Consider the following 12745-nt stretch of genomic DNA (forward strand, 5'->3'; position numbering starts at 1 on the left):
TTAGAGCAAACTCCACGACACCCCGACATAAACCCCCATCCCTTCACCCGGTGTAGACCGCGCGGCATCCAGTCCTTTGTCGTCATACCCCGGCGTGACCGTTGCCGCGTAGTGTTTGTTGGTCAAATTACGCATATCCACCCAACCCTGCCAGTCACCTTTCGGCGCGTTGTAACCCAACGTCGCGCCGAACAGTGCATAAGGATCGGCGTAATAACTGTTGGCGTAATCCACCGCGACTTTGGACACCAGTTGCGCATTCACCGCCGCAAAGAACCCCTGCGGCCAGTCGTAACGCAACTCACCCTGGTAGTAATGCATCGGCAGGCCGGGGAGGCGGTTGTCGCCGAAACGATCATCATCGCGATAGTGGAAATCACTGAAGGTATACGCCTGACGCAAACTCAACTGACGGCCATCGGCCGCCGACCAGAGTTTGCTGTTCAGGCTCGCTTCAACGCCTTGGTGCACGGTCGGGCTGGCGTTGAGTTCGTACGGGGTGACGGCGGTGGCATCGGGCAGCACCGACAGCAGTTCATGCCGTACCTGCGCGTAGTACCACGCCAGACTCCATTCGCCGACGGCGCTGTCGCCACGACCGCCCAGCTCCAGCGTGGTCGCGGTCTGGTTCTGCAATTCGATTGGGTCTTTCTGCGTGCCGGTTGCGGCGCCATTACCCGCCGGGAAGCGCACGTTGGAGCTGTAGATCAGCGACCACGGATGCGGCGCCTCAACCGAGCGGCTGAGGTTGCCGAACACTTGCAGGTCCGGGGTGATCTGGTAGCGCAGGCCGAGGCGCGGCGCGTAGTCCCAGTCGTTCATGCTGGTTTTGCCGCCGCTTTGCGGGTAGGTCACGGCGCTTTCGCGGCGGGTGTAGATGGCTGCGAGGCCGGTGGTCAGCCAGAGGTCGTCGGCGATTTCCAGGTCGTTGCCGAAATGTAGAACGGTGTCCGAACCCTGATAGGTGAAGTTGCGCATGCGCGTGCCGGGCAGGTAGCTGGCGGTGTTGCCGGAGGGAACTCGCACAAACTCGCTGGCGCCGTCGTTGGGCAGGTGCTTGGTCACGCGCAGGCCGACGTTGCTGCGGCTTTCCATGCCGAAAATCGTGTCGCGGCGTTTGTAGTCGAACGTGCCGCTGACGTCGGTGTAGGCGACCTTCAAGCGGTTCGGGCCTTCGCGCAGGTCCATCGGATAGTCGTGATAAACGAGGCCGGTCTGGATGCTCGAATCGTCATCGATGTAATAGGTGGTCTTGTTGCCGATGAACGTGCTGCCCGGCTGTTTGCGGCTGTCGTCGCGCGCCACATAGGACGGGTTGGCCGCCCGAGGCGAGTGTTCGATGGAGTGCTTGGTCACGCGGCCGGCGAGGTCGTTGTCGGTCTCGCGGTAGCGGATGTAAAAGCGGGTTTCCAGGTTCGGGTTGAAGCGATAGCCGAAGTTGGCGATCACGCCTTTGCTCTCGCTGGCGGTGTGATCCTGATAGCCGTCGGCGTTGGAATCGGTGAGCGACACGTAGTAATCGAAATCGCCGAGCACTTGCCCGGAACTGACCTGACGCTGCTGATAGCCGTGGCTGCCGGTGGCGTAGCGCACTTGCAGTTTTGGCGCGTTGTAACCGGTGTGGCTGACGTAATCGATGGCGCCGCCCAGTGCCAGCGAACCGCGATCAAAGCCGTTGGCGCCGCGCAGGACTTCAACGTGATCGACCCACAGTGGCTCGAGCAATTCATACGGCGTGCCACCCGGTCCGGTCAGCGGCAGGCCGTCGAGCATCGTGTAAAGCCCCGACGCATGCGCGCCCGGCGCGCGATTGATGCCCGAACCGCGGACCGAGATTTTCACGCCTTCGTTGCCCGCCGACTGCGCGTAAACCCCCGGCTGATACGCCAGCACATCCTGATTGTTCGCCACGCGGCCCTGCAATGGCTGGCGCATGTCGACCACGCTGGTGCCGCCGGGCACTTGTTCCAGACGGGTTTTGGCTTCTTCGACGCTCGCGTTTGAAGCGCTTTGCTCGTCGGCCGAAATCAGCACTTGCCCCAATTCCAGACCTTGAGTCTCGGCCATCGCCGGGCAGGCGAGCGCCAGGCCGAGCAGGGCGGTGGGCAGGGATTTGGACGCGGACATCGAGAAAACTCCAGGTAGACAAGGGCAGGGCAATGAACAGTGCGACGCAATAAAGAACGAAGGAAACACATGGCAATTTGGCTTTTTGCCCGGCCATGGCAAACGGCACGTCATGAACTAACCTCACGTGTCTGGTGTATCCCGTCAATCAACACTCTGTTTCTGCACTTATTGGAGAGAGGCCAAGGTCATGGCAAAAGGCAAAAAGAAGGCCGCCACGGCGCCTGAAAGTCCGAAGCTGAAGAACAAGGATTACCTTGAGCAGTTGCGCAAACTGCACGTCGAACTGGTCAAGTTGCAGGAATGGGTGATCGCCAAAGGCGTCAAGGTCTGCATCGTTTTCGAAGGCCGCGATGGCGCAGGCAAGGGCGGGACCATCAAGGCATTGACCGAACGTGTCAGCCCGCGAGTCTTTCGCGTGGTGGCGCTGCCGGCGCCGACCGATCGCGAGAAAAGCCAGATGCATGTGCAGCGTTATCTGCCGTATCTACCGGCGGCAGGCGAAGTGGTGATTTTCGATCGCAGTTGGTACAACCGCGCCGGCGTCGAGCGGGTGATGGGCTTTTGCACCGATGAACAGGCCGACAAGTTCCTCAAATCGATTCCCTGGGTCGAGCACGCCATCGTCCAGTCCGGGGTGATCCTGCTCAAGTACTGGCTGGAAGTCAGCCCCGAAGAGCAGACCCGTCGGCTTGAGGCGCGGATCAACGACGGGCGCAAGACCTGGAAACTGACACCGATGGACCTGAAATCCTACAGCCGCTGGTACGACTACTCACGGGCGCGGGACGAAATGTTCAAGCACTCCGACACCGAACACGCGCCATGGCTGGTGGCCGACTCCAACGACAAGCGCCGTGCCCGGCTGAACATCATCACCGATGTGCTCAGCCGCATTCCGTATGAGGATGTGAAGCGCGAGAAGGTCGAGTTGCCCAAGCGGCAGAAGCCGGGCAAGTACCGCGATCCGGATTATCCGTATAAACGCGTAGCGGAAAAGTTCTGACGAATTGCGTCAGACACAGGGGAACTGACCAGCACAAATCCCTGTAGGAGTGAGCCTGCTCGCGATAGCGGATTGTCTGTGGCGGATGTGTTGCCTGACACATCGCTTTCGCGAGCAGGCTCAATCCCACAGTATTCGGTGGTGTATCCATCATTGTTGATCGGCAAAGCCCTTTAGAAGCAAACAGTCCATCCGTCGACTGCGCTGAACCCCTTTGATCCCGTTTCTTTCTATCAAGGAAGCCCTTCACGAGATCATTCCCCGATGTTCAATCAGCGCAAACAAGAAAAACTGGCGGCATGGCGAAAATTGGCGACGCAATCGCAGATGCGACTGGATCCGGAAGAACAGTACGACGAACTGCTCAAGGCAGCCGATGAGATGGAGGAGCAGGGGTTGATCACCAGCGCCGAGTGGCGGCAGTTAGTTCGCGATGCAGGTAATGTGTTTACCGCTGATTTGGGGCGAACAAACGGTTAAGTCCTTCAGGTCACGCGACCTTTCTTCGACTTCAACTGTGCGCCCCTGGAATCGTGCAGTAGCCGCGCAAACGCGACTTTGTCGATCGGCCGACTCATGAAATAACCCTGCACCTCATTGCACTGATCGACCCCGAGAATATCCAGTTGCTCTTCAGTCTCGACGCCTTCGGCGGTGACAGTCAGGCCCATGGCTTTGCCCAGGCCGATGATCGCCTGCACCACCGCGCGATCATTGGTGCCGCTGCTGATCGAGGCGATGAAGCGCTTGTCGATCTTGATCCCGTCAAACGGATAGGCACGCAGGTAACCGAGCGATGAGTAACCGGTGCCGAAGTCGTCCATGTTCAGGCGTACACCCAATTCCTTCAGGGCATTCATGGTGGTCAGGGCGCCGTCGGTGTCGTTGAGCATCACGTTTTCGGTGATCTCCAGTTCCAGGCGGCTGGCCGGAAAACGGGTTTGCACCAGCACTTCACGAACATCCTCGACCACATCGCTGACGGCAAACTGCGCGGGTGACAGATTGACCGACAGCATAATGTCTTCCGGCCAACCCAATGCGGTTTCGCAAGCTTCGCGCAGCACCCAGCGACCGAGCGGGACAATCAGATCGGTCTGTTCCGCCAGCGGGATGAACAGGTCCGGACCGAGCAGGCCTTTGCTGGGGTGTTGCCAGCGCACCAGCGCTTCGACCGAAACGATGTGTTTGCCATCGACCTTGTAGCGCGGCTGATAGTGCAGGATGAATTCGTTGTGCTTGAGCGCGTGGCGCAGGTCATCCTCCAGTTGCCGGCGCGTCTGGATCTGATCGCTCATGTGCGCTTCGAAATAACACCAGGTGTTTTTGCCCTCGGATTTGGCTTGATAGAGAGCGATGTCGGCATAACGGATCAGGTCGCTGGGCACATAGCCGTGGCGGCGACTGAGTGAAATGCCGATGCTGGCGCCGATGTGCAGCGGGTGATGTTCGAAGACTATCGGTTGATGCAGGCTGCCGATCAGGCGGGTGCAGAATTTGTCGATCTCATGCTGACTGTCCATGCCGTTGAGCACGACGATGAATTCGTCGCCGCCCAGTCGCGCGACGATGTCGTGTTCGCGGGTGCATTCACGCAGGCGCACGGCGACTTCCTGCAGCACGGCATCACCGGCCGGGTGGCCAAGCGAATCGTTGATCGGTTTGAAGTTGTCGAGGTCGATCATCAGCAGCGACAGCGGCGGCGCGTGCTCCTTGAGCAGCAGCGCCTCATCCAGATAACGTGCGAGTTTGTTGCGGTTGGGCAGTCCGGTGAGGGCATCGTGCATCGATAGATGCTGGATCTGCGCATGGGCGGCGACCTCGTCGGTGATGTCGCTGGCAGTGCCGCGATAGCCGATGACCGCGTGTTTGTCGAAGATTGGCCGGGCGGACAACCGACAGTGGCGTGTCTGGCCCGAGTGGTCACGGTAGGTGCAACGCAAGTCACTCGCGCTGTTCTCCTCGGTCAGTTTTCTCAGCCACAGTTCCAGCGGCGTGGTGTCGCAACTCAACAGGTGGCCGATGTCCTGCCCCAGCCACAGGGTTTGCGGGTAGCCGGTCACTTCGCTGAAGCGCGCCGACAGGTACGTCAGCGCCAGGTTGCGGTCGACTTCCCAGATCCAGTCGGACGCGGCTTCGGCCACGGCGCGAAAGCGTTCTTCGCTGGCTTCCAGCTCGCGATTGGCGTGTTCCAGCGCCTGATTGGAGGTTTGCATGACGGCAAAACTCTGGTCGACGTACTGCGATGAGCGCAAGGCATGGCGGAAGAAGTACGCGGTCAGCAGCATCAGCACCACAATCGTCGCGCCGAGTGGCGGTAGCAATGACCACAGTAAATGTTGTCCGGGCCGTTCCAGATCAGCGATCAGGCTGTAACCGGTGCTGTCCAGCGGCACGCGAGGGCGGTTCGGGTCGAGCGTATCGTCCAGTGCCAGGGTCAGGTTATTCAAGCCGTAACCGCTGCCGATCAGGCGCAATTTGGTCGGCGTGAGTTTGTCGACGAACACCAGCACCGAAGAAGTCTGCGGATCGCCGAGTGGTCGCTCATCGTTGGGAATGATCGCTGCCGTCGACACCAGCGCCGGCCAGCCTTCGAACAGTGAATAGCGACTGACCGGCTTGGTCAGATCACCTTTGCCCAGTACTTGATCGAGTAACTCCGTGGCGCTCACCTGAACGAACGCGGACAGCTCGGCATCGACCATTTGCCCGCGCACCACCGCGTAACGGGTGCCTTCGCGGTTCAGCACGAACACGCCGTCATAGCCGTCACTGGTGAACAGGGTCTTGCCGAGGTTCTGCTCGGTGTAGGCCCAGTCGGTGTCGACCTGACCGCTCAAATGCTCGTAGGCGGTGGTCCAGTAGGCGTAGCTGGTGATGTAGTTTTTCGAGGCAGTGATGCGGTTTTCCAGCGCGCGAGCCGAGTAAAAGCGGGTTTTGTTGACCTCTTCGCTGTCCAGGCGCTCGGCGATACCCAGCAAAGCGACCGCCGCCGCAATCACGCCGCTGACAAACAGCGCACCGACCGCGAAGGCCAGGCGGCGGGTGACGGCGCTCTGGCGCGGTGGAAGCGGGGCTGCATAGCTGGAAAGGTCCATGTGCTCGTCCTTGATCCGCTGTCTTCTGAATCTAGAACCACGGCGCGGGCGCAATGTTCAGATTCTTCTCGGCGACTGCATTGAAAGCGTAGTGAAGCCCGCGTGATTTGCCTCCCCGAGTGCAGCGCGCCGATCAGCGGCGATTCCCGAAAGGGCAAGACTTCCCGCGCAAAAACCGGATAATGGCGCCCATTCGTTTAGCCGTATTCTGGTAATCCCGCATGGAAATCAAGGTCAATTTTCTCGACAACCTTCGACTTGAAGCCAAGTTCGACGACTTCACGGTGATCGCCGATCAGCCCATCCGCTACAAGGGCGATGGTTCGGCACCGGGGCCGTTCGATTACTTTCTGGCGTCGTCGGCGTTGTGTGCGGCGTACTTTGTGAAGTTGTACTGCGACACGCGCAACATCCCCACGGAAAACATTCGTCTGTCGCAGAACAACATCGTCGACCCGGAAAACCGCTATAACCAGATCTTCAAGATCCAGGTGGAGTTGCCGGCGGATATCTCCGAGAAAGATCGTTTGGGCATCCTGCGTTCCATCGACCGCTGCACGGTGAAGAAGGTCGTGCAGACCGGTCCGGAATTCATCATCGAAGAAGTCGACAACCTCGACGCCGATGCCCAGGCGCTGTTGATGCCGGTGGCCGGCTCGGACGCAGGCACCTTCATCGCCGGTAAGGACCTGCCGCTGGAACAGACCATCGCCAACATGTCGGGAATTTTGGCCGACTTGGGCATGAAGATCGAAATCGCTTCGTGGCGCAACATCGTGCCCAATGTCTGGTCGCTGCATATCCGTGATGCGCATTCGCCGATGTGCTTCACCAACGGCAAGGGCGCGACCAAAGAGGGCGCACTGGCGTCGGCGCTGGGCGAGTTCATCGAACGTCTGAACTGCAACTTCTTCTACAACGATCAGTTCTGGGGCGAAGAAATCGCCAACGCCGAATTCGTCCACTACCCCGACGAGCGGTGGTTCAAACCGGGCCCGAAAGACGAGTTGCCGAGCGAGATCCTCGACGACTACACCCTGAAGATTTACAACCGTGACGGCGAGCTGCGCGGCTCGAACCTGTTCGACACCAACTCCGGCAACACCCAGCGCGGCATCTGCTCGCTGCCGTTTGTGCGCCAGTCGGACAATGAAGTGGTGTACTTCCCGTCCAACCTGATCGAAAACCTCTACCTCAGCAACGGCATGAGCGCCGGCAACACCCTCGCCGAAGCGCAGGTGCAGTGCCTGTCGGAGATCTTCGAGCGCGCGGTCAAACGCGAAATCCTCGAAGGCGAAATGGCCCTGCCGGACGTGCCGCAAGAAGTACTGGAGAAATACCCGAGCATCCTCGCCGGCATCAAAGGCCTGGAAGAGCAGGGCTTCCCGGTGCTGGTCAAGGACGCGTCGCTGGGCGGTGAATTCCCGGTGATGTGCGTGACCCTGATGAACCCGCGCACCGGCGGCGTGTTCGCCTCGTTCGGCGCCCACCCGAGCCTGGAAGTGGCGCTGGAACGCAGCCTCACCGAACTGCTGCAGGGCCGCAGTTTCGAAGGCCTCAACGATCTGCCGCAGCCGACGTTCTCCGGTCAGGCCGTCACTGAACCGAACAACTTCGTTGAGCACTTTATCGATTCCAGCGGTGTGGTTTCGTGGCGCTTTTTCAGTGCCAAACCAGATTTCGAATTCGTCGAGTGGGACTTCTCAGGCCAGGGTGAAAACTCCAACGCCGAAGAAGCCGCAACGCTGTTCGGCATCCTCGAAGACATGGGCAAAGAAGTCTACATGGCGGTCTATGAGCACATCGGCGCCAAGGCTTGCCGCATCCTCGTGCCGGACTACTCGGAGATCTACCCGGTCGAGGACCTGATCTGGGACAACACCAACAAAGCCCTGCAATTTCGCGCCGACATCCTCAACCTGCACAACCTCAGCAAGGTCGGCCTGCGCAACCTCGCCCAAGGCCTGGAAAACAGCGAGCAGGACGATTACACCGAGATCACCACGCTGATCGGCGTCGAGTTCGACGACAACACGCCGTGGGGCAAGCTGACCATTCTGGAACTGCGCCTGCTGATCTGCCTCGCCCTGCAGAAGTACGAACAGGCCAAGGATCTGGTCGAAGCGTTCCTGCAGTACAACGACAACACCGTTGAGCGCGGCTTGTTCTATCAAGCGGTCAACGTGGTGCTGGAGATGGAACTCGACGAAGACCTCGAGCTGGAAGACTACGAAGCCAACTTCCGCCGGATGTTCGGTGACGAGCGCATGGACGCGGCGATTGGCTCGGTCAATGGCAGCGTGCGCTTCTATGGCCTGACGCCGACCAGCATGAAGCTGGAAGGGCTGGATCGGCATTTGCGTTTGATCGAGAGCTATAAGAAGTTGCATACGGCGCGGGCGAATGTGACGGCTTTGTCGCGCTGATATCTGCGCTAGAACAAAAGCACCCTCGGGTGCTTTTTTTACCTGCAAGTCTTGAATCGTGTGAATGTCTTATAGGTGAGTAGTGGCCAAGTGCTAGAATTTGCCACGAGCGTCTGAAGTCACGGACGATGATTTAAAATCAGGGAGAAGTGTAAATGTCGGAAAAGATTGTAAAGTCCAAACTGGTCAACTTTCTGGTAGCTGATGTCGAGGTGAATTACGAGGAGGTGGGTGAGTTTTACGATGCTGTTGGCGCCGGCAATGTCGACGTGGTGGCCGGGGTCATGGAGTCGTTCAAGCAAGCCTATGGCGGTCTGTGGGTCGGTGGGAAGATGGTGCTGACCAAAACGGCGGTTCACCTCAATGCCAACGCCCTGAATCGCATGGTTCAGGACGGTACGTTAGACATCGAGATTCCGATCGGTATGATCCGCGCTGTCGCCAACGAAGGTGGATTCTTCACCAAGATCATCCGTCTGGACACCGACGCTGGTAGCGTCAAATTCCGCTGCTATGGCGCTAAAGAGGTCGTGGCGCTGATCGAAAGGATGATCGTGCCACGGGTCTCGACTGCGGTGCTCAAACGGTCTTCTAACGCTTAACGGCCATGCGCCGCATTCGCCAGCAGCCCGGTATCCACTCGCACAAACACCGAGTCACCCACCGCCGTCAACACGTCCCCGGCAAACACCTCACAGATCACCCGAGTCTTGCGCCCGACGTCACCCTCGACTTTCGCGCGCAGAGTCAGCGGCACGCCCATCGGTGTCGGTTTGATGAATTTGATCCCAAGGTTGCCGGTGACGCAGTCGATGCGCGGCAAGCTGCCGGGTTCGCGGTTTTCTGCACGGTAGTGGTACGCCATTGCCGTCCAGTTGGAATGGCAATCGACCAGCATCGCGATCAGGCCGCCGTAGACCAGATCCGGCCAGCCGCAGTATTTGGCCTCCGGCAGGTGTTCGGCAATGACGTGCACGCCGTCTTCATGCCAATGGCTTTTGACGTGGAGGCCGTGCGGGTTGCGGCCGCCGCAGCCGTAGCAAACGCCTTCGGGCGCGGCGAGGTCTTGCAGAGGAGTATCGAGGCTGGACATGGTTTTTATTATCCTGGCGTGGTGAGTCCGGTCAGGCGCAAGCGATTGCGCCCGCCGCGTTTCGATTCGTAGAGGGCGGCGTCGCCTTGCTCGATCAGCGCGGTGAGGTTGGCTGGCGGTTTGTCGAACAGGCTGGCGCCGATGCTCAGGGTCACGGCGGCAGTAGTGGGGAATGTCTGTGAAGTGGTGCTCAGAAACTGCTCGCGCAGTGTGTTGCCCAGTTGCATGACGCGCTCGCTCGAAGCGCTGTTGAGCAGGATGACAAACTCGTCACCGCCCAGGCGCGCTGTCAGCGCATTGCGCGGCAGCACCGAGCGGATCATCTCGCTCAGTGCGATCAGCAAACGATCCCCGGCGGTATGGCCGTACTGGTCGTTGACCAGTTTGAAATTGTCGATGTCGATCAGCAGCAGGGCGCCGGGATGCTCCGGCGATACGTGTTCGAGCAGGCGCGGTGCGCGTTTTTCCAGGGCGCGGCGGTTGTACAGGGCCGTCAGCGGGTCGCGCTCGGCGAGGCGGGCGATCTGTTTTTCCCGACGGTAACGTTCGGTGCCGGTCATCGACAGGGCGATCAACATGATTGCCATCGCACCCTCGACCAGGGAAATCTGAATGATCTCGCCCCGAAACGCCGCCAGATCGATCAACGTGCCGGGGATCACCACGGTCAGGGCTTTGGCCACGTAGAAGATCCCGTGACCGAGCAGGACGTAACGCAACTGCACCGCACCGACGCTCAGCGATTTGCCGTGGGGGCGCAGCAGTGAACTGGCTTTGAGGGTCGACAGCGCCACCAGCAGCGAATTGGCCGCCAGCATGACCTTCGACCACAGCGGCCCGTCCGGCAACAGCAGCATGACCAGCCAAGTGGCGAAGATCAGGTACCAGGCCGGCGACAGCCGTATCTGGGTAAAGCGTGCCACGCCAAGCAGGAACAGGAAGTGTGCGGTCACCAGCAAGCCGTTGGCGAACCAGATGCCGATCAGCAAAAAGCCGCTGCTGCGCAACAGGGCCAAGGTGGAACCGACGGTAATGGTGGCGAAACCGGCGCTCCAGAACAGTAGCGAAGGCTCACGAATGCTGCGCCATTCAATCGCCAGATACAGCGCGGCGGCGGCTGCGAGGGCGATGGAAATGGTCAACATCGTAGGTGGGTCGAGCGGCATTTCTGGATGAGCCTGTCTGATTGGCGATTAGACCGGCGATTGTAAGCGTTCGGGCGGTTTTTTCGCAGAGGGCGTGTTGCCGCGCAGACCGCTGGCAGCGGGGAGGGCGCGGTTGCTGGCCGCCGCCCTGATCACCGCGCCGATCGGTCATTGCTCGGGCGCGAGCCAGGTGTCGACGACCCGACGGTCCAGCTCTTCCCAGTAGGCCATGCCCAGCACGCGGGTGGTGTTGAGCCCGCGCAGGTAGCCGCGCAACTGGTTGGCGGTGTCTTTGATGAGCTGCCGGTCGGTCGCGTCTTTGTTCAGCAATACGCTTTCGTACTGAACCAGATACTCGGCCACGCGCTCGCGGAAATCGGGCAGAACGGCGTCACGGATCAGGTCAAACGTTCTCAAGGCGAACTCCTCATTTCATGTTTTTCTCGTTGTGATTGAGTGTGTATCAGTCTGCACGTCGCGCAACTATTGCTAGAAGTAATAGTGACCATCACGAAACGCAAGTTCTGCTTTGTTGGCGATCGGCGGAAAATCACTCCCATCGAACACGCAGCTCAAGGAATTTGCGCGATGAACACACTGACCCGATTGGCTTTGGTCGCGTTGCTGACAGGCGGCGCACTGTTCACAGCCCCGACTTACGCAGCCGACGCCGGGTCGTGTCGCTTCCAGACCATCACGGGCAGCAGCGCCACGTTGCAGCATTCGCAAACCGTGGGCGTGTTGCTCAGTGAGAACACGCTGGACAACCTGCAATACCTTGGGCGTTACCACGACATGGCGGTCAACGGTGCGAAAGGTGCGCTGGATTCGCGGATTCGAGCAGCCTTTGTCAGCAGTTCCGATCCGGAATTGGCCATCGACTGGCTGGTAAGTTCGCTGCAACAGCAGTTCTTGTCCGTGACCGTTTACGACAACCTTGATGCGTTGGTACAGGCGCATCCGGACATCGTGGTGAAACTCGACACCTTCAATCGTTTGCTGACGCAGCAAAACAGCCTGGTCGAAGCGCGTTTCACCGCACGTTTCTACGACGCTGACCTGCAATACATCGGCAAGGCTGAAGGCGCCGTTGAGAAACAGCTGCCCTCGGTGTGGGTGCATAACCAGGCGGCACCGGTCATTGCTGCACAAATCGACAAGCAGCGTGACTTGCAACTCAACGCCTTGAAGCAATTCGATGTGTCGCTCAAGGCGCTGGTGGCGTCGAGCTGATCACTTAAAACATAAATGGCGACGGCGGCTCCGTGAGGCTGAACCGTTGCCGGTTGAACCGAACCTTTATTTTCAGGATGACACCGATGCGTCTTTTATTTGTGCCTGCTTTGGCCTTTGCTTCTTTGTTGCTCGCCGGTTGTGCTTCGGCGCCGAATAACCCGAGCCTTACTTTGCAGACCAGCAAGACGCCTGCGCAGTACGCCGATTGTGTTGTGCCGAAGTTGCAGGGCAGTGCGTTGAACCCGACGGTTTCGCAGACTCAGCGTAGTTACCGGATTGTGGTGCCGAGCAAGATTTCTGCTGACAACGTGCTTGAGGCGTACAAGGCGGGTAATGGCGGCAAGGTGTTTATTTATGAGCGGCATTTGTTGGCTTCGAATCTTTTGCCTTCGAGTTTTGAGCGGGCGGCGCAGGATTGCATCTGATTTTCGCTTTTGTATGGATTTGACTGAGCTCCTTTGGTTGGCCGCAACCAACCAATTTTTTGCCTCGCGCCCTGATGTGGTTGCGGGGCTTTTTTTTGTTTGGGCTTGGCGGCCTTTGGGCCGACCATGCTCGGGGTGTTCTTTGTGAATATCCGTTGCTGCGGTGATGGCTTATTACGGTTTCGCCCT

11 protein-coding genes are annotated in these 12745 nt (G+C 59.3%); 6 read left to right on the forward strand and 5 right to left on the reverse strand.

Annotation, left to right across the window (positions count from 1 at the left end):
• A complete protein-coding gene (locus tag PMI23_RS09805; protein WP_007913067.1) occupies positions 1-2127 on the reverse strand; it encodes a TonB-dependent receptor family protein in 2127 nt (708 codons plus the stop codon).
• Positions 2128-2317: 190 nt separating this feature from the next.
• Here PMI23_RS09805 and ppk2 point away from each other — a divergent pair, with 190 nt between their 5' ends.
• Positions 2318-3133, forward strand: coding sequence for a polyphosphate kinase 2 (ppk2, locus tag PMI23_RS09810; RefSeq protein WP_007913069.1), 816 nt, complete (start codon positions 2318-2320; stop codon positions 3131-3133).
• 264 nt (positions 3134-3397) lie between these two features.
• Complete coding sequence (locus tag PMI23_RS09815; protein WP_007913071.1) at positions 3398-3613, forward strand: hypothetical protein; 216 nt, start codon at positions 3398-3400, stop codon at positions 3611-3613.
• Between the two features lie 5 nt (positions 3614-3618).
• On the opposite strand, the gene PMI23_RS09820 is transcribed toward PMI23_RS09815, so the two are convergent.
• Positions 3619-6231 carry a bifunctional diguanylate cyclase/phosphodiesterase gene (locus PMI23_RS09820; RefSeq protein WP_007913073.1) on the reverse strand — a complete coding sequence of 871 codons (2613 nt, stop codon included), beginning with the start codon at positions 6229-6231 and terminating at the stop codon, positions 3619-3621.
• Between the two features lie 221 nt (positions 6232-6452).
• Here PMI23_RS09820 and PMI23_RS09825 point away from each other — a divergent pair, with 221 nt between their 5' ends.
• Positions 6453-8657, forward strand: coding sequence for an OsmC domain/YcaO domain-containing protein (locus PMI23_RS09825; RefSeq protein WP_007913075.1), 2205 nt, complete (start codon positions 6453-6455; stop codon positions 8655-8657).
• Positions 8658-8812: 155 nt separating this feature from the next.
• Positions 8813-9259, forward strand: a complete 447-nt coding sequence (locus tag PMI23_RS09830; RefSeq protein WP_007913077.1) for a hypothetical protein — start codon at positions 8813-8815, stop codon at positions 9257-9259.
• Here PMI23_RS09830 and PMI23_RS09835 read toward each other — a convergent pair.
• The 3 genes from PMI23_RS09835 to PMI23_RS09845 form a co-directional block, all read right to left on the reverse strand.
• Positions 9256-9750, reverse strand: a complete 495-nt coding sequence (locus PMI23_RS09835; RefSeq protein ID WP_007913079.1) for a PaaI family thioesterase — start codon at positions 9748-9750, stop codon at positions 9256-9258. The two genes, PMI23_RS09830 and PMI23_RS09835, sit on opposite strands and share 4 nt — an antisense overlap.
• Positions 9751-9758: 8 nt before the next feature.
• Complete coding sequence (locus PMI23_RS09840; protein WP_007913080.1) at positions 9759-10916, reverse strand: GGDEF domain-containing protein; 1158 nt, start codon at positions 10914-10916, stop codon at positions 9759-9761.
• A 147-nt stretch (positions 10917-11063) separates the two neighbouring features.
• Complete coding sequence (locus PMI23_RS09845; RefSeq protein WP_007913081.1) at positions 11064-11312, reverse strand: hypothetical protein; 249 nt, start codon at positions 11310-11312, stop codon at positions 11064-11066.
• A 171-nt stretch (positions 11313-11483) separates the two neighbouring features.
• On the opposite strand from PMI23_RS09845, the gene PMI23_RS09850 reads away from it, so the two are divergent.
• Positions 11484-12128, forward strand: coding sequence for a hypothetical protein (locus PMI23_RS09850; RefSeq protein WP_007913082.1), 645 nt, complete (start codon positions 11484-11486; stop codon positions 12126-12128).
• Positions 12129-12214: 86 nt separating this feature from the next.
• Positions 12215-12556: a hypothetical protein gene (locus PMI23_RS09855; protein ID WP_007913083.1), complete on the forward strand. Its 342-nt coding sequence runs from the start codon at positions 12215-12217 to the stop codon at positions 12554-12556.
• Positions 12557-12745 lie beyond the last annotated feature (189 nt).

This window comes from Pseudomonas sp. GM24 (assembly GCF_000282235.1).
Taxonomy (GTDB): domain Bacteria; phylum Pseudomonadota; class Gammaproteobacteria; order Pseudomonadales; family Pseudomonadaceae; genus Aquipseudomonas.

Excerpts from the sequence above, each read along its gene's own strand:
- PMI23_RS09825 (WP_007913075.1), top strand. The coding sequence starts at position 6,453 with ATGGAAATCAAGGTCAATTTTCTCGACAACCTTCGACTTGAAGCCAAG.
- PMI23_RS09835 (WP_007913079.1), bottom strand. The coding sequence starts at position 9,750 with ATGTCCAGCCTCGATACTCCTCTGCAAGACCTCGCCGCGCCCGAAGGC.
- PMI23_RS09855 (WP_007913083.1), top strand. The coding sequence starts at position 12,215 with ATGCGTCTTTTATTTGTGCCTGCTTTGGCCTTTGCTTCTTTGTTGCTC.
- PMI23_RS09815 (WP_007913071.1), top strand. The coding sequence starts at position 3,398 with ATGTTCAATCAGCGCAAACAAGAAAAACTGGCGGCATGGCGAAAATTG.
- PMI23_RS09840 (WP_007913080.1), bottom strand. The coding sequence starts at position 10,916 with ATGCCGCTCGACCCACCTACGATGTTGACCATTTCCATCGCCCTCGCA.
- PMI23_RS09805 (WP_007913067.1), bottom strand. The coding sequence starts at position 2,127 with ATGTCCGCGTCCAAATCCCTGCCCACCGCCCTGCTCGGCCTGGCGCTC.
- PMI23_RS09820 (WP_007913073.1), bottom strand. The coding sequence starts at position 6,231 with ATGGACCTTTCCAGCTATGCAGCCCCGCTTCCACCGCGCCAGAGCGCC.
- PMI23_RS09850 (WP_007913082.1), top strand. The coding sequence starts at position 11,484 with ATGAACACACTGACCCGATTGGCTTTGGTCGCGTTGCTGACAGGCGGC.
- PMI23_RS09830 (WP_007913077.1), top strand. The coding sequence starts at position 8,813 with ATGTCGGAAAAGATTGTAAAGTCCAAACTGGTCAACTTTCTGGTAGCT.
- ppk2 (WP_007913069.1), top strand. The coding sequence starts at position 2,318 with ATGGCAAAAGGCAAAAAGAAGGCCGCCACGGCGCCTGAAAGTCCGAAG.